The organism is Paenibacillus sp. J22FR5, assembly GCF_059691975.1.
Genome location: NZ_JCAUAN010000039.1, coordinates 44,066 through 60,897, shown reverse-complemented (window position 1 = coordinate 60,897; position 16,832 = coordinate 44,066). Strand labels below are relative to the sequence as shown.

Annotated in this window: 17 protein-coding genes, 1 pseudogene and 1 riboswitch; of the genes and pseudogenes, 8 read left to right on the top strand and 10 right to left on the bottom strand. The window is 43.9% G+C overall.

Annotated features, from left to right (window positions below; translation table 11 throughout):
* The 4 genes from AC58P7_RS29960 to AC58P7_RS29945 all read right to left on the bottom strand — a co-directional run.
* Positions 1 to 1,888, bottom strand: a 1,888-nt coding sequence (locus AC58P7_RS29960) for an RCC1 domain-containing protein (RefSeq protein ID WP_497349566.1), incomplete at its 3' end; no start/stop codon positions are given.
* Between the two features lie 93 nt (positions 1,889 to 1,981).
* Positions 1,982 to 2,068: riboswitch (cyclic di-GMP riboswitch) on the bottom strand.
* 295 nt (positions 2,069 to 2,363) lie between these two features.
* On the bottom strand, positions 2,364 to 2,543 hold the full coding sequence (locus AC58P7_RS29955) for a hypothetical protein (RefSeq protein WP_497349564.1): 180 nt from the start codon (positions 2,541 to 2,543) through the stop codon (positions 2,364 to 2,366).
* A 466-nt stretch (positions 2,544 to 3,009) separates the two neighbouring features.
* Positions 3,010 to 5,217 carry a hemoblobin-interacting domain-containing protein gene (locus AC58P7_RS29950; RefSeq protein WP_497349562.1) on the bottom strand — a complete coding sequence of 736 codons (2,208 nt, stop codon included), beginning with the start codon at positions 5,215 to 5,217 and terminating at the stop codon, positions 3,010 to 3,012.
* A 312-nt stretch (positions 5,218 to 5,529) separates the two neighbouring features.
* Positions 5,530 to 5,613: a hypothetical protein gene (locus AC58P7_RS29945; RefSeq protein ID WP_497349572.1), complete on the bottom strand. Its 84-nt coding sequence runs from the start codon at positions 5,611 to 5,613 to the stop codon at positions 5,530 to 5,532.
* A gap of 217 nt (positions 5,614 to 5,830) precedes the next feature.
* On the opposite strand from AC58P7_RS29945, the gene AC58P7_RS29940 reads away from it, so the two are divergent.
* Both AC58P7_RS29940 and AC58P7_RS29935 read left to right on the top strand, forming a co-directional pair.
* Complete coding sequence (locus AC58P7_RS29940) at positions 5,831 to 7,699, top strand: 3-oxoacyl-[acyl-carrier-protein] synthase III C-terminal domain-containing protein (protein ID WP_497349560.1); 1,869 nt, start codon at positions 5,831 to 5,833, stop codon at positions 7,697 to 7,699.
* Entirely contained in the window at positions 7,696 to 8,571 is an 876-nt protein-coding gene (locus tag AC58P7_RS29935) for a DUF6999 family protein (protein ID WP_497349558.1), read from the top strand. Before AC58P7_RS29940 ends, AC58P7_RS29935 begins: the two co-directional genes overlap by 4 nt.
* A gap of 153 nt (positions 8,572 to 8,724) precedes the next feature.
* Here AC58P7_RS29935 and AC58P7_RS29930 read toward each other — a convergent pair whose 3' ends face one another.
* The 4 genes from AC58P7_RS29930 to AC58P7_RS29915 form a co-directional block, all read right to left on the bottom strand.
* Complete coding sequence (locus AC58P7_RS29930; RefSeq protein ID WP_497349556.1) at positions 8,725 to 9,744, bottom strand: zinc-dependent alcohol dehydrogenase; 1,020 nt, start codon at positions 9,742 to 9,744, stop codon at positions 8,725 to 8,727.
* Positions 9,745 to 9,804: 60 nt separating this feature from the next.
* Complete coding sequence (locus tag AC58P7_RS29925; RefSeq protein ID WP_497349554.1) at positions 9,805 to 9,960, bottom strand: hypothetical protein; 156 nt, start codon at positions 9,958 to 9,960, stop codon at positions 9,805 to 9,807.
* A 254-nt stretch (positions 9,961 to 10,214) separates the two neighbouring features.
* Positions 10,215 to 11,033 carry a HAMP domain-containing sensor histidine kinase gene (locus AC58P7_RS29920; protein ID WP_497349552.1) on the bottom strand — a complete coding sequence of 273 codons (819 nt, stop codon included), beginning with the start codon at positions 11,031 to 11,033 and terminating at the stop codon, positions 10,215 to 10,217.
* Between the two features lie 248 nt (positions 11,034 to 11,281).
* Entirely contained in the window at positions 11,282 to 11,953 is a 672-nt protein-coding gene (locus AC58P7_RS29915; protein ID WP_497349550.1) for a response regulator transcription factor, read from the bottom strand.
* Positions 11,954 to 12,360: 407 nt separating this feature from the next.
* On the opposite strand from AC58P7_RS29915, the gene AC58P7_RS29910 reads away from it, so the two are divergent.
* Genes AC58P7_RS29910 through AC58P7_RS29900 form a run of 3 tightly spaced genes read left to right on the top strand, consistent with a single transcriptional unit; the run spans position 12,361 to position 14,906 of the window.
* Positions 12,361 to 13,785, top strand: coding sequence for a GMC family oxidoreductase N-terminal domain-containing protein (locus tag AC58P7_RS29910; RefSeq protein WP_497349548.1), 1,425 nt, complete (start codon positions 12,361 to 12,363; stop codon positions 13,783 to 13,785).
* A gap of 15 nt (positions 13,786 to 13,800) precedes the next feature.
* Positions 13,801 to 14,046: a GMC oxidoreductase gene (locus AC58P7_RS29905; RefSeq protein WP_497349546.1), complete on the top strand. Its 246-nt coding sequence runs from the start codon at positions 13,801 to 13,803 to the stop codon at positions 14,044 to 14,046.
* Between the two features lie 44 nt (positions 14,047 to 14,090).
* Entirely contained in the window at positions 14,091 to 14,906 is an 816-nt protein-coding gene (locus AC58P7_RS29900; protein ID WP_497349544.1) for a DUF2935 domain-containing protein, read from the top strand.
* Positions 14,907 to 15,165: 259 nt separating this feature from the next.
* Here the strand turns inward: AC58P7_RS29900 and rlmH are convergent, their stop codons facing one another.
* Positions 15,166 to 15,645: a 23S rRNA (pseudouridine(1915)-N(3))-methyltransferase RlmH gene (gene rlmH / locus AC58P7_RS29895; RefSeq protein WP_497349542.1), complete on the bottom strand. Its 480-nt coding sequence runs from the start codon at positions 15,643 to 15,645 to the stop codon at positions 15,166 to 15,168.
* Between the two features lie 207 nt (positions 15,646 to 15,852).
* On the opposite strand from rlmH, the gene AC58P7_RS29890 reads away from it, so the two are divergent.
* From AC58P7_RS29890 to AC58P7_RS29880, 3 genes and pseudogenes are all read left to right on the top strand, one after another.
* Positions 15,853 to 16,083: a hypothetical protein gene (locus AC58P7_RS29890; RefSeq protein ID WP_497349540.1), complete on the top strand. Its 231-nt coding sequence runs from the start codon at positions 15,853 to 15,855 to the stop codon at positions 16,081 to 16,083.
* Positions 16,070 to 16,191 (top strand): annotated as a pseudogene (locus AC58P7_RS29885) (IS4 family transposase); the annotation flags it as partial. The gene AC58P7_RS29890 and the pseudogene AC58P7_RS29885, both read left to right, overlap by 14 nt.
* A gap of 42 nt (positions 16,192 to 16,233) precedes the next feature.
* A complete protein-coding gene (locus AC58P7_RS29880; RefSeq protein WP_497349570.1) occupies positions 16,234 to 16,512 on the top strand; it encodes a transposase in 279 nt (92 codons plus the stop codon).
* Positions 16,513 to 16,644: 132 nt separating this feature from the next.
* Here AC58P7_RS29880 and AC58P7_RS29875 read toward each other — a convergent pair whose 3' ends face one another.
* Positions 16,645 to 16,812 carry a CxxH/CxxC protein gene (locus tag AC58P7_RS29875; protein WP_497349538.1) on the bottom strand — a complete coding sequence of 56 codons (168 nt, stop codon included), beginning with the start codon at positions 16,810 to 16,812 and terminating at the stop codon, positions 16,645 to 16,647.
* Between the last annotated feature and the right edge of the window lie 20 nt (positions 16,813 to 16,832).

Genomic DNA, 16,832 nt, shown 5'->3' with positions numbered 1-16,832 from the left:
GTGCTGTCTTATCTACTTTTACGGTTACCGAGTGTGGTGCTTCTACATTTCCTGCTCCGTCTACACTCCAGTAAACAAGCGTATGAACACCTTCTGTCGTCAGAGCAACAGCATTCCCTGCCTGTTGAACTCCACCATCTACCTGGTAGTAGGTAGCAGCTACTCCCGAACCGCCATCATCGCTAGCGCTCAGGTTTACCGTTACCTCATTGTTTACCCATTCGGTTGGTGCGTTATCTGTAGTTACCGGTGCTGCAGTATCTTTCACTGTTTGCGCTGCTGTCAATTTATTCAGTACAATATTCAGACGGCTCTCTAAATCTGTTTTATTTGTGCTATTTGGCAAATTATTAACTAGTGCTAAAGCTTGATTATACGCATCTGTTGCTGCTTTAATGAGTTCCGGAGTACTAAGATCGCCACTGACTAACAACTCCGCAGCTATAACCGCATTCGTTGCATTCGTTAATTCTTGTGCACCATCCAGAATCTGTTTGACACTGTCTAGACGCGTCATCAAATCTGATTTTTCCGAACTTTCTAGAAGATCAGCAACAAGTTGTGATGCATCATCGTATGCAGACTGCGCTTGCTCTAAGTTGTATTGAATTGTAAGATCTGCACTTGCAGCCTCCTCAGAAAAAGCCACTGCATCTTGTGCAGCCAATAATGCCTCATCCTCTAAAGGAGGGGTTACTGTATCTGGCTCTTCTACTACTTGGCCATCAGGAAGATTGATTGTTAACCCACTGACGGGTACAGGGGTTTTCTTATTAATAGCACTACCATCACCTATTTGGCCGTTGTTATTGTAGCCCCAGGCTACTACCGTATCATCACTTTTCAATGCTAGATTATGATTGCGTCCGGCTGAAATTTGATTGATTCCTGCCAGATCTTTTACTTTAACAGGTAACTTCCTAGTTGTTACAGTCCCATCTCCAAGTTGACCGTAGCTATTTAGGCCCCATGCCCATACAGTCCCGTCATTCAACAAAGCAATGGTATGATTATAGCCAACCCCTACGGAAGTAACGTTAGATATTTGTGCTTGAACAGGGGTTTTGCGAGTGAGCACTGTATTATCACCAATTTGGCCGTACCTATTGTAGCCCCATGCCCATACGGTTCCATCTTTTTTCAATGCAACTACTGTATAATTGCTCGCTGAAATTGCTTTTACATCCGTTAGATTTGAAACCTTAACAGGCGTTTTCCTTGTTAATGTAGTGCCATCACCTATTTGTCCGTAATTGTTCAGACCCCACGCCCATACGTTTCCGTCCGCTGTAACAGCATAAGAGGCATTTGTCCCCGCTGAGATGGCTATGACAGAGGAAAGGTTCTTTACTTGGACTGGCGTTTTTCTAGTTGTGACAGTTCCATCTCCCAATTGTCCAGCATTGTTATAACCCCACGCCCATACAGTGCCGTCTGCTTTGAGAGCCAAGGTGTGGTTTGCACCGGCTGACACAGCAGTAACATTCGTCAGACCAGACACCTTTACAGGTAATTTGCGTGTAGTAACCGAATTGTCTCCTAGCTGACCGTAAGAATTCGCTCCCCAACTCATTAAAGTTCCATCACTTAAAAGAGCCACCCCATGGTTGATTCCAGAGGCTATAGACACAGCATTTGTTATATTCTTGACCGGACCAATGACCTTTCTCTTGATAACTGTTCCGTCACCCAACTGTCCCACATTATTATAGCCCCATGCCCGGATCGTCCCATCCTCTTTAATCGCATAAGAGTGATATAGACCCCCTGACAAGATCGGCTTTTGGCCAAAATTCGACTCTGAAGCAGTCGCCTTTCCATCCGATAGAGTTACTGCTTGTAAAATAAAAATACTTAAAACCAGTAATCGCAACAACCAATGCTTCATCACGTTTCACTCCCTAAATTTATTGTTTTTAGGTCGTTTTTACCAACAAAAAGAAGTCCAACAAGAATTGGACTCAAATCAAGTCAATATTCTTGTGGCAACCGACTACCATGTCACCGGAGGTGATTTAGGCTCTTGGCTTTGCGTCTCATAATTTCTTATGATTTGCCTTTTTCACTTAGTAAAATATACCTAGATTAACAATAGAATTATAGGCCATAGTTGTCAACCAAAGAATTTTTTCTGTGAAATTTCTCACAAAATGTCGGGATATTTTCCTCTTTTGGTTGAAAAGAGAGCTGCAAGCGCTGATTTGCTGAGTCGGTATTTTTCTATTGCATACTAAAATCTACTAATCTACTTTTTTCGCACAAATCATTCGTAACAAAATAGAAACCGGCTATCCATAAAGCCATAAGGAGAGCCCTCTACTGCGTGCAACATTTTGGGGCACCGAAGCAAACGACTTTTCTTTCTATTGGGTTAATTCACTGAAATAATTCTCCAAATATCCCCCTGAATGGTAGGAATAGTTTTCCCAATCCCACTGATCATTATATTTGGAGGGTTGGTCCAGAAGACTGATTGTTCCTGCTTCGCCATATGTCTGACCGCCGTTATTCGTGATTATCACTTGAAAGTCCAAGCCTGTCATTTCTTGAAGTGCATAATCTCCATGTGATTCCTCGTATCCATTCCAACCTCCATTGGTATAGATTCGAATTGAACTCTAGCTTGCATTCTTGGAAATGTGGAGCGTATCGCCGTATGTTTCAGTAGCAACCGTAACAAAAATACCAGCATCATTATTCTGGTAGATATAGTATCCGTACAGTTCGTTCCATTGAAATGCCGAAGCGCCGAAGGAATAGGATTGCCCGCTTCCGTTACCGTAACAGTGACACTTCCACCGTTCAGAACACCTCGCCAAGGCATCTTCCCTAATGGTCTTCCGCCATCTGTTGTAAACCTAATTGATATGAATTATCGTAATTAACCAACTCTAGAATTGGGCTATCATAGATTCTAACGTGAAATTCAGTTCGCGAAAGAGATGCGCAAGAAACCCTTCAAGTAGACATACGACTCGAAGGGTTTCTTCACTATGTTTCTTATTTCATCTAAGGTGTGGTAAGGATATGAGACATATTACCATATGGAAGTTTAATGGCAATTGAACTGCCGTTACTGAAAGCTCCTGTTACTTGTAATGTACCTGAACTATCCGTTGTATGGGTCTCCCAGGTGCTTGAAGCAAATATACTAAGCTCAAAAGTAGTGTTAGGCGCTAGACCCGTAATCGTGCCTGCTGCCGCAGACGCTACTGCGTTTGTAATATTTGGAGCATCCGGGAAAGGAAGGTATGGTAAATCAGTTCGCAATCCGGTTGTTGCAATCGCCACGTTTTTGTTGCCAAATAGATCTTGTACCGTACCTGCAGCAACTTTAAATTTCATTGTCGAAGCGGGAAAAGCTGCGAACGCAACAATTAATTGATTGCCATTGACCGTTACGGTATCCCCGGCAGCTAATGCTGTAAACGTTGTTCCACCGCTTGCAGATATTGTTACAGCCGCTTTAAGCGTTGTTGCTGAAACTGCGCTGATGTCTCTACCAAATGTGAACACAACGCTTTTATCATCGAAGCCCCTCTGTGTAACACCTGTAAGCGGAGCGACAGCACCTTTAACTTGTGCCGCTGTTATGGTAAGCTGTACAAATTTTACAACTCTATTTTGGCTGTCCACTTCATATACGCCCAAATATTTCTTCGTCATTCCGGTAATATCACCGCCAGACGTATAAGAAAATACATCCGTTCCTGTCGGAGCCGTATCGTAAATTTTAGGTGCCGTAATCACTTCCGAAGATTTCTTCACGACCAGATGGTTGCCATTAGCAACTGTCGATGTAACTTTGCTCGATAAATCATTAGTGCCTACCGCTGCTGTCGCCGTTAATGCCGGTGCACTTGCTGTTGCCGCTCCGATGGTTTGCGTAACAGTCTCTAGATCATAACCGGTGGATGTAACGCTGATCGTGTATGTTTTTGCTGCCAGAACGCCCGAGTTAATTGTAATTTTACCGGCGGAAAGTGTGTAGTTTGTGCTGGCCAGCGCTACCTTCGGAACGTCACTAGCTTCTACTTCTACCTTCGAAATATTGCTACCGTAGTTCTTGAATGTATCTGAGTAGGTAATATCGATCGGATTTCCAACGATAGCTAATGTCGTATCGGCTACCAAGGTAATGGTGCTTATGGTGTTAAGCGCACTGTTCTCCGCAGTCGTATCCTCGTAAACATTCATGGCCGAATCTTGCACCACGATAACCACCTTCTTGCCAGCCAAGGGTGCCGTGAGCTTAATACTGAACGTAAAACCAGTTGTCGGAGCGGTTGCTTTGGTTCCTTTGCTTGAGCCTAGCAGTTTTCTTATGCCATTATTTACCTCGTAAGCGGTCACGATAGTTGCATCTGAGCCAATAGTTCCTTTAATTTCAGTAGTATCCGACGCAAGGGGGGTACTTAAGCTATAGCCTAGCTTGTACGCATCTGCGTTAGCCCAAGCCTGAGTTATACTTCGATCCGTAAATGTACCTACCGTCTGAGCTGCGGCTACAGTTACGGTGTCGAGCGTATTTTGATAGAATTCAGCTGTGGTTGAATTCGCAATATCGGTGCCTTTAACCACTAAAAAGTACTTGCCTGCAGGCAAGTAAATGCGATAGTTGCCGTTAACGTCCGCCTTTGTCTCCCACGATTGAGTAGAAGTGTTCGCGGATGTTCCATTGTACGCAGTTACGACGGCGTCCTTCACGGCGCCTGAAGCGGCTATGAGGTGTCCGGCAATCGAGCCGTATTTGGCTGTTTTTACAGTTCCGGCTTGAAGATCGTCAGCCAGCTTCGATGCGTTAGCAGAGCTGATGAAGGTTACGGTTACTTTCTTGTTCGGCCCTAAGGTAACCGGAAGCTTAATGGTTTGAGCATCATTTCCTTTGACAAATGTAAATATGTAGTCACCGGCATTCTTAAGTCCTGCAATCGTTGTTACATTACCCACTCTGTCTGAGGTGTAGCCGCCGGAAAGTATAGCGAGCTCTCCCTCTTTCACTGAGCTTACAGATATGTAGTCAACAAACTCTTCCGTTCCTTCTCCGTTAACAACGGTAAACTCTACCCCTCCAGTTGTAACTGGAGTTGTTGCGGCAATCGCTGCTTGAGGGAAAATTACAGTACTAAGTGAAAAAACAGTTGCTACGCTAAGCGTGACGGCAAGTAAAATTGATTTTGCCAAATTACGCTTTCGATTTGTTGGAATTGTTTCCATGTTAATGCCCTCCCGAAATTATTTTATTTTTATGATAAAGTGTTCACGACAAACGTCGAAAGTCCCACTCCTTCTTGTCGAATTTTGACATTCTATTATAACTATAAGACTATTTCGACAAAAAAAGAATCCCCCATTTGGGGGAGAAGCAGTGCTTGCACTGGATTTTATATACCAATCTTTCAGGACAGCCGATTTTTCCAAAGTCAACTTTACTATTGTGGTACTATATCAGTGTTTTCTAAGCTTTCAAATACGTTTAATTCTTTTGCCCGCTGCAACGCTTGCACTCGATTGTTTACTCTAAGCTTTCTATACAAATTTTGTTTCATCCATTACGAATAGGCGTATTGCGATATCCTTGTTCGATAACCCTTCTGTGATCAGCTTTAATATCCTTATTTCTTTAAAATTTCATGAAGCAATCTATTGAAAAATAACTTCATTATACCATTGAGGTAGGAGTATTTGATATCTACTACTAGCCAGAACGACAGGACCTATTTCCTGATTCCCCTTCTGTAAGGTACTAGAATAACTTAGTACTATAAAATTGACCTGATATAGACGATGATAGGTTATATTATAAAATTTTCCACAAAGGAGAGTTCCCATGAATTCCGTTTATATAACAAGTATCGGAAAGTTCTTGCCGGGTATGCCCATCGATAACGAGGAAATGGAGGAATACCTCGGTAGAATAGGTGGAAAAAGCTCGAAATCTATGCGGCGCATTCTTGAGCAAAACAAAATTCGATATCGTCATTACGCCATAGATAAAGATCAAAAAAGTCTTTATTCTAATGCAGAAATGGCAAACAATGCAATTCGCGATGCGCTTGAGCGGAATCACGACGATTTATTTAACCAAATAGACTTTCTAGCTGTTGGCACGACCCAAGGCGACCTGTTGGTGCCCGGTTTTGCCAGTATGGTTCATGCCGAAACCGGCCTGCCCGTCATGGAAATTGCGACACATCATGGCGTCTGCGGCAGCGGTATGCAAGCGATCAAAAATGCCTACCTGCAGGTACAGTCTGGCGAGAAAAAAGCCGCCATTTCCTGTGCCAGCGAGTTTCCAAGCCGTGTATTCAAACATACTCGCTTTGAAGCGCAGGCCAAATTTATGGATCATCCGATTCCTTTTGATACTGATTTCCTTCGGTTCATGTTGTCTGATGGCGCGGGTGCCGCCGTGCTTCAGCATAAGCCAAGCGATCATGGATTATCCCTCAAAATTGAATGGATAGACAATAAATCTTACGCCAATCTATACGACACTTGTATGTATGCAGGCATGAATAAAGAGGGTTCTAAGGAAAAGCAAAACGGTTGGCTTGATTATTCTTCCATCCATGAAGCGGCCGATGATGGGGTAATTAATTTGAAACAGGATATTCGCCTTGTGGGCGAAATGCCGAAAGTCGGTGTGAAACGTTTTTTTGAACTCGTGGACGAAGGAAAAGTGAATCCTTCTGCTATCGATTGGATGGTGTGTCACTACTCCTCCCATTATTTCCGTGACGAAATTTTCCGTCTCATGCAGCTTGGCGGGATGACCATTCCTGCAGACAGATGGTTTACAAACCTATATACGAAAGGCAACACAGGAGCCGCCTCTATATATATTATGCTGGAGGAACTGTTCAACGAAGGGCATCTGAAACCAGGCGAAAAAGTGCTTTGCATGGTTCCAGAGAGCGGAAGATTTCAGACCTCGTATATGTTATTAACTGTAGTCGGCACAGGTAACAGGACGGTCACCGAGTACATGGAGCGACAGCCAGAAGCGCCACATTTGGAATTTGATAATGCCAATTTGGTTCAGTCCCATTTAGTAAGGCAGTTAGTCAACATATGGATTGATTTTGAACAAAAGCTTGCTCACGTTCCGATCATTCATAAACTGTACAGGGGCAAATTTACACTTGAAGATTACATGCTGCTCATGGAAAACATTCGTCAGCAGGTGATTGATGGGTCGCAGTGGATTGCACGCGCAGCCTCTTACATTGCGATTGAGCATATCGAGCTGCGCTCCATGTTTATCGCCCATGCCCGCGACGAGCACCGCGACTTTCAACTATTGGAACGCAATTACGTGGCCGTCGGAGGAAATCTTGCAGATATTCAATCCGGTGAGAAAAATATCGGCAGCGAAGCACTGTCCGCCTATTTGTTTCAGCGGGCAAGCCGAGAAAATCCTGTTGATCTGATGGGTGCGATGTGGATTATTGAAGGTCTTGGATGTCGTATGGCGAGGTACTGGGGGGAGGCGATCCGTGATCAACTCCGTTTAAATGACGACCAAGTATCATTTTTACTCTATCATAGCGACTCGGATGAAAAACATTTCGAGCGTCTAGAAGCTGGCATTCAGCATCCGATGCTTACGATGGAAATTGCCGAGCGGATTGTAAAAACCGCTAAAACTACAGCACGATTGTATTTATTACAATTAGAGGAGTTGGGGAACATATGAACCAGGCCGATTATTTTAAGAACATGCCGCATGATAAGCAAGACCCTAATCCGTTCCTTGCCATTTACCTTGATCAAAGCATTCCATTTAACGAAGAAGCGAAGGCATCATACTTAAAGGACTGCTCGAGTAAATCCAGACAATTTCTGCTTCCGGTTTTGAGGCCAGTTTCTCGGCTGCTGATTATACTCTTCCAGCTATACAAAATCATTTTCCCGAAAGCATTCACTTCATCTAAAGTACTGCATCGTTTCTTGTTTTGGGGCATGAAAACGTTTGTGAGTCCAGAGGCCAATTATATGATTCTTCGGCACTTTTATCTTGGTTCTGAAGTACTGCAATTCATCCGCGATAACATTCCGGGTGTCCATGTAGAGATGAATCCTCTGAAACCGACGAATCTTGAACCCGTTAAAAACGATTTGTTTCTCATTCATGACCTCAATTTATATAATTTTGTAATAAATTTGAATATACAAATCCGTGAGAAAAACATCGAAGTCACCAAGCAGGAGCGGCTTAATTTTGATGCCATTACTTCAAGCCCCCTCCCTATTGAAAAAATGCCTGATCGATGGTCCAATTTTCTCGATCTCATGACAGCTATCGAGTGTTTTACCCCTGTCTACCAGTTTTTTCTGACAGATAACGATTTTTGGCGGGCCACGAATTCCTTGCAACTCGACGAAACGATAGGGATTCTGGCCTCCAAAGTGATCGGCAGCAATGACAGGCTGGCATTGATCAACAATAAGCACCCGATGGTCCCGCTCTCTACGCTTCGCGCTGGATTTCGATTAGTTCTTCATGGGCTCGCCACAGAACAGCTCCATGCCTTACTAGTGGAGTTAAAACACAAACAGGCTGCTTAATCGACAGCCTGTTTGTTATTTTTATAGGTTTATTTCGAGCTTACATGATGTAGCTGAAAGGGCTGTTCAACATTTCAATTTGTTATCGTAGTTGCTCTACCGTTTTGTTGTGTGCCGCGGAAACTTCTCTTATATAAACTGACCGCCTCAGTGTTACGATAAATCAACGACAACCTTGATAGCCCCTTTGGCTGCGATTGCTACGTTGAATGCTTCCTGGATATCGTCCAGTTTATAGATCTGTGTGACGATATTCGCGATATTCGTTTTTTTATGGGTCAGGTGTTCAATTACCTTCGAAATATCTTCATGCGTATAACTGCTTGCACCTTGAATTTGCAGTTCTTTGGACATGATTTGGGCTAAGCGGACGGGTACTTCATTTTTATAAACCGCGATAATCGAAATTTTCGCTTGCGGTTTTACCATTTTCATTACGTTTTCGAATAGAACAGGCGCGCCGGCTGCATCGATAAAAATATCGATATCCGGGACGATTTGACCATAAACGTTTACTTCACCGAATTGTTTGGACAAACCTTCGGCTAAATTCTCCTTCATGGAGTTCACTGTTACCGCACCTAGTTCTGTCGCTTTTTGCAAACGCCAATCATCGATATCAACGACGCAAACGTTCGTAATGCCTTCCGCAATCAAGCTTGCCGCAGCCGAAAGGCCAATCGGACCCGCGCCTAATACAACGACTTTATCTGTTGGCTGCGGGTTTACACGGAAAGCGCCATGCCGCCCGACGCTTACAGGCTCCATTAATACAGCCGTTTCTAAAGGAACATTCCGATCCATTTCATATAAGTTATAATTTAACGCCGCATCCTCGATGAGGACATATTGAGAAAAACCCGCGCATTCCAGCGATTTGCGACGCCCAACTCGTTTCGCTGTAATCGGGTTAATGCCGACGCGCATACCGACTTTAATATCGGCAGATACGTCCGCTCCAACCTGAACAACTTCGCCGACCATTTCATGTCCAAACTCGGAGCCGAGACTAATGCCTATATCCCCTCCGCCGGCTTTCACGATATTAATATCCGTGCCGCATATGCCGCCTCGCAAGTTACGAACTAATACATCTTTGGGGCTTACTGTAGGAATCGGTTTTTCTTCTACACGAATGTCATTTTTTCCATAATAAATAGCTGCTTTCATCATATCGGTTCACTCCTTTTAATTACATTATTTGATGGGAGGACAAGCTGCATTTTTTGTCATTTATGAATACTTTTTCTGAGTGGCTTTTTTATTATTAAAGAGAGAAGCCTCCCTCTTTCTTTTCATTTTTTTGATAAAAATAATAACCCCTAGAATATGCAATACTAACCAGAGTAGTATAGCAGGCCACCATGTGTATAATGTTTCTGCACTCATTTATGTTCCCACCTATCGTCAAATTAATAAAAAGAAAGTAAATTGCTAATTTAGCTCACCCTTGTGATCGACCAACACTTATTTTTTATCACTCCTTGGTTACCAGTTTGGTGAACCTCTTGATGCCCTTACTTTATAGGGCAGTTGGTTTTAAGTTGTCAAACAATTGTTAAAGAAATATTAATGTGAAATAATGCGAACATAAAAAGCCTTCCCTGACATTCAAGTCAAGAAAGGCTTTTAGATATGACAGGTTATACTTTTTTAAATCGGATAATAAAAGTTGTACCGAGACCCACTTTACTGTCAATCGTTATTCCACCATCAATAATTTCAATGACCTTTTTTACAAGAGCAAGCCCCAATCCGTTTCCTTCCTGCGAATGTGAGGTGTCTCCCTGATAGAATTTATCAAAGATACGACTTCTTGTTGCTTCGTCCATACCGCAGCCGTTATCTGTTACCGAAACCACAGCAAAGCCATCCTCGCTTTTCAGCGTCAATGCAATGGAACCGCCCGGATCAGTAAATTTGATAGCATTGGAAAGCAGGTTGTTCCATACGATCTCCAGCATACTTTCGTCATAGCTTACGGTCACATCGTCCGCTATATCGGCAGTAAACGCAATACCTTTGTTTTCCCATAAATCCTCAAAAGCAAGGGCGCAGCAGCGCAGCTGCTCGCTCAGGTCAAATGGCTCGGCGGCCGGCGTAATTCCCTGATTTTCCAGCTTGTTGAGTTTCAGAATATTGGTGACCAATGCGGTCAGCTTATGTGAGGAAGTCAGGATGGTTTCAGCATATTCTTCTCGTTTTTCCAGCGGCAGCGTATCACGCTGAATGGCTGAAGCATAGCTCTGGATAACGGAAAGCGGCGTTTTGATCTCGTGAGATACATTGGCGATAAAGTCATTTTTCAAGGTTTCAATACTGGAAAGTTCCTCCGCCATTTTATTAAAATCATCAAACATCACTTCAACGTAGTCTTTCTTTCCATCCTTGCGCAATGGGGCTACACGGACAAAAAAATCTCCCTCGGCGATTCTTTTTGCGGCTTCACTTAGCCGCTGCATGGGAAGATTCAATGAGGAGCTTCGCAACATGGTAGTGATCGTACATAATATCAGTGTGGCAAAAATTAAATAAGCCATCAGATCCGGTACTAATATATTGGAGACTGTAGGCTCTATGTTGAAGATTGCCATAAAAATAAGGATATGACCGCTATTGATGACTATCAGTATTAGGAATAAACCAATAAAATCTTTGACCCATGTGTAGCGGACATTGACCCGCTCATCCCGTTTCTTCCGCTTAAGTTTCATTTCAATACCGCCTTGTATCCCAACCCATGAACCGTAACGATTTCAAAGTCCTTGCAGTCCCCAAATTTGTCACGCAGCTTGGTAATATATACGTCCACCGTCCTAGGTGTACTTTCTGATTCCATACCCCAAAACTCATTCATCAACTGGTTTCGGGTAAATGTCCGCTTAGGATAAGACAGGAGCTTGAAAAGGATGTTAAACTCCCTGACGGTAAGCGGAATTACCACTTCGTCCAAATAAGCCGACATTTCATCCGCGTCCATCAGAAGGCTTCCTATGCACATCTTCTTTTCATTGGCAATGTTAGCTCGGCGTAGCAGAGCACCAACACGCAACACCAATTCATCCATATCAATCGGTTTGACCATATAATCGTCAATGCCGATTCGGAACCCCTTTTGCTTGGAGGAAATATCGTCACGGGCGGTCATGAACAAAATCGGTATCGTTTTATCTTGATTCCTTATATGGGTCGCAAACTCAAATCCATCCATCTCAGGCATCATAATATCCGAAACAATCAAGTCCACCATGTTGTCAACCATCGCATCAAACGCCTCCGAAGCGGTGTTGCATCCGATAGCACGGTAGCCATTATCGTTCAGATAAGCACATACAATTTTATTTAGCTTTATATCATCTTCCACAACAAGAATATTGATCACGTGGCTTTCCTCCTCTTTTTATCAAAACAGCAGACCACTTGCAATTTAAGCGAATGTTGGATTGCCGCTTCGACCTATCAAAAGTGGATCCCCCCATCCGTATACTAACACATAACGTAATGCTCCCAAAAGATTTACAAATTTCATGCCTGTTCTACAATTGGCCTAGCTATTCGATTCAACTGTTGCCATAACGGTGTTTCGACCTGTAACAATTAGGTCTCCTTTGGGTTATGCAAAAAATATTTCGGGGACCAATTATTGGGGAGCTACTTTGACTGCTGAAGTCGACTATTTTTCTCTAGAGGCAGGGAATTTTCTACGACAATATGAGAGTATATTTCTTGACATCAACACATAAAAGTAGCTTATGGATATATAGCCTTGTGGGTAGGGGAGTGAAAATATTGAGGATATGTATCCCTGACGAAGGTGAAAGCTTGATTGACTTAGCTAGGAAATATGGGGCAGAGCTAAAGGAATTAATTTTCCTTAATCCGCACATCCCTGATTCGAACCTGAATATTGCCGGAAAGCCCATCAAACTTCCTGCCTCAGCCATGTCTGGTAAATCAAGCTGCCATGTCCCAATTTGTCCTGAAACTCCTCTGCCACAGTACCTCGATACATGGATACCCCTAACTTCGTTAGAAGAAATGGAACAAGTTGATTATGATGTCCTTATTGTCGGTACAGGCGCCGGCGGGGGAGCGGTTCTCTGGAGATTATGCGAGAAATGGGGAAGAAATGGGAAGCGTATCGGCATTATTGAAGCCGGAGATCTTTTTTTGCCGACCAATATACTCAATATCTCGACAATAAATTTTGAGCAATATTCTCAATTTTGGCAGAATCCAAAATTTTGGAAAAAAATTGGTGAACTGAGCGGCGATTCCGACTTTAGCGGCCTTCCATCTGAGATTCCGCTCGATTTCGAGCAATTTGTGGGGTTAGGCGGGAGAACTTTACTCTGGTATGGATGCAGTCCTCGCATGCATGCCGCCGATACGGTCGATTGGCCTGTCTCCACTGTAGAAATGGAGAAATATTATAATATTGCCGAAACAATCATCAAAGTCACGCATGATTATAGCCAGCAATCTTTAATGACGCAAAAGGTGTTGGAGCTTCTTCGCGATAATGGCTTTCCTGAATCGGTCGAAATGACACAAGCCATTGATCGGCAATCATCAGGGAATGGGCAGATTTTTTCCAATGCATTTTTCAGTTCCATCTCTTTTCTAGTAATGGCAATGAACCGCCGCCCTGTCGATTTATCGGTAAAAGCGAGGGCTGTTCAGGTTTATACGGATAATAAGAAAATAAGTGGCGTCAAGGTCATCGGCCCAGACAAGAAAACCCATTATCTGAAAGCAAAGACGGTTGTCTTATCGGCAAGTACGTTCGAGCCCCCGCGACTTTTGCTCCAATCAGGGATTTCCGGGAATGTGATCGGGCATTATTTGGTGAATCACTCTCGAATCATTTCCAAAGGGCTGGTTAACCGTAACGATTTTCCTGAGAATTTAGGTTCTCTCACGGTTTTGATCCCTCGAACAGATACCCGGGATTACCAAGTACAGTTATATGGACCGGGAACATACTTTTGGAACAAGTACAGAGAAATACCTTTGCGCAGCCACTGGGGAGTCGACTTTTACGGCTCTGGTGCTGTTCAATCGCGATTTGACAATTACATCGCTCTTGACCTCTATAAGAGAGATGAATACGGGGTACCAGAGATTAACGTCCATTTCTCGTACAGCGAACAAGACAAAGATATCATTCGTCAAATGAGCGAAGGGATGAAACAGATTCCACAAGTCATTTAATCCCCATTTATTTCAATGAACGGCAATTCGGACATGTGCCTGAGGTACCCTGGAAAAGACCTTCATGAAATGGGAACATGCCGCATTGGCCGTGATCCATCCACATCGGCAGCCGATCCGTACGGCCAAATTCACGGCATATCCAGTCTCTATGTTGCTGACAATAGTGTCATTCCGACGAGCGGGGCTGCCAATCCGACCCTAACCACCATCGCCCTAGCCATTCGTACTGCTGATCATATTATCAGTCAGTTCAAATAACCGGGTAAGTCCGTAAGCCAATCTTGATGCGGAGGGGAATTACGTTGGACCAAGACAAGTATCGGAGTGCGGCCTTGTTTGAACACCGCTTTTGGTTGCAAGTATTGGGCGATCACGCCCGATTTATTTTTCTATCGTTACCGGCGAACGAACCAACGGAAATACAAACAACAAAGTACTTTATGAATGTCTTCGATTCGCTGCTGTATGATGCGCGCCGCGACTTGTCGACAGAGGAAATCATTGTCTTGAACCAAAAAGCTTATCAATCCACACAAGATATTAAGGCATTTAAACTTCATTTACTGCGCCGATTGTTGATCGGGAAAATAAGCATCGATCTCTCTCCGACTTTTATCAGCCATATGGTCAACGAGTTGGAAGAATACGTGATCGTCCTTAACGCTTTAGTGGCCATGCAGTTACCGCCGCTGCTACCGGCCGTCCATTACCACCAGATATGGCTGTTGGATGCATACGGGCATGCCAATATTCTCCACGACAAGCTTGATCTGTCCGAAGCAATGCTTAAGAACGGGTGCTACATATATTCGAATCATTTTAAAGATCTTTATCTTAAAGCTGTTGAACTTGCGGGTTATATGCGTGCGAATCTGCAGCATTTTCCCGCCTTAAGCAGGTTCAACCGTCAAGTGGATTTGGAAATGCATATGTTTATTAAATTTTTGAAAGAGCTTGAGGATATGGAGATTAGCGGTGAAGTCTTGGGAACCTTATTTCCGTTAATCACACAGCATATGTCCAGAGAGGAATGCTATTTTTTAATTAAACTTTCGCAAGTATCTCAAATCCAAAGACCGGATTGCGATCCGACTCGACAACGAATCGATTTCCAGTAACTTGAAAGTACAAAAGAAACCCTCTATTTTTTGCTATTTATTTTACATCCATTGAACAAACATTACGTCCAGTCACCATACAATCCATACTTCTCGATGCAATTATGCAGGTCTAAAGCCTCACGATTTAGCAACCAGCAGACCGCACGAAGCCACCAAAGCGCTTTCTTACCCTTTACCCTCGGGCAGCCTCATCCACACTTCCCCCTGATGGGCAACTTTCCACGCCCCGTGAGCGGTTAATATCAAAAGTTTCGACTCACTTATGATATGGTTCCCCCCGATTTATCCGCATCGCGCGATAAATCTGCTCCACCAGCACCAGCCGCATCAGCTGATGCGGCAGCGTCATGCGGCCAAAAGACAGCCGCATATCCGCACGGCGCAGCAGCTCGCTCGACAGCCCGAGCGAGCCGCCAATAACGAAGGCCACCTGGCTCCGCCCATAGGTGGCTAATTTATCGAGCGAGCCCGCCAGCTGCTCGCTCGTCCACATCTCACCGTCGATGGCCAGCGCCACGACGTACACGTCCGCGCCGAGCTTGGCTAGCAGCCGCTCGCCCTCCTTAACCCGCACCTGCTGCTCCTCAGCAGGACTCATGTTCTCCGGTGCCTTCTCATCCGGCACCTCTATCATTTGCATCTTGGCATACGGGCCAAGACGCTTCATGTACTCCGCGATCCCGTCCACAAGATAGCGCTCTTTTAATTTCCCAACGGTCAGTATCTGTATGTGCATAACGTGCCCCTTTTCTTCTCAATCGATCTTCCCATCATACCATTCGTTGCATTCGTGAACCAAATTGATTCCATAGTCACTATCTCCTTCTCCACTCATGTTGTATGTTGTACAGGCCTGTTGATTATCGACAAAATAGCAGGCAAAAAGGCCGCTCATTCGGTAAACTGTTTGTACCCCTACAAACATCCGAAAGAAGGCGACCTCATGAAAAAGTCTACTATGTTCTCGAACATTCTGCAAACAATTATACCGAAAGAAGAATTTCTCCCTCTCATCAATGAGGCTGGATACTTTGACTCTGCACGGAAATTCACAGTTTACGATCTTTTTCTATTTTTGTCCCAAGCCGCGCTTCAGCAATGGGACGGTTACCGGGATGGAGAAAAACGAATGTCATCTTTTGGTCTAGCCACTGTGGATCATTCGTATCCCTAAAGAATTACTAGTCGTCGATTCAACCAAGGTAACTGTTGGGATAGGGCGATTGCCTTGGGCACCACTAAAAGGGGAGAAAGCTGGAATTAAACTTCATGTTTCGCTTATTGCGGATACAGGAAAGTTGCATTTGAACAAAAACAATATTTCGTGATTCGGCTTAGGGATAACACACATTTTCATGAACCTGAACTGAGAACACGTAAACGTCCTTATGCAGGGACTCTTGAACAAGACTTAACGTGTCAGTTAGGGACAACTTCGACGCTCTCAAAGCATCGATTTCGTGTTGTTATCCTAAAGGATCCGCAAGGCAATCCCGTTATTCTCGCAACCAATTTACACAGACCCTCTGCCGAGAAAATCGCTGACATGTATAAAAAGCGGTGGCAGATTGAAGTGTTTTTCGTTGGATTAAGCAGCATCTGAATGTACCCACTCTATTTGGAACAACTCCAAATGTCCCATTTATTGGTAGATCAACAGGCCTGTACATTTTACAACTTCAAGAGGTAGTCAGTCCGCATGAAGACAAAGAAAAAAGAGGCCCCAAGGCCTCCCTCAAACAATTAGAAAACGTGATAATGACTGGCAATGCTCGCAATGCTCAGGCGGTGCCCACTGGGCGAAGTGGGTTTTCTGCAAATCCACAACGTCTGGTGCTTCCTCATACTCATCAACAAATTCATCTATGGCTATTTCCACATGATCTTTACAAACGACATGCATGTAAGTACCTCTCATCCGCA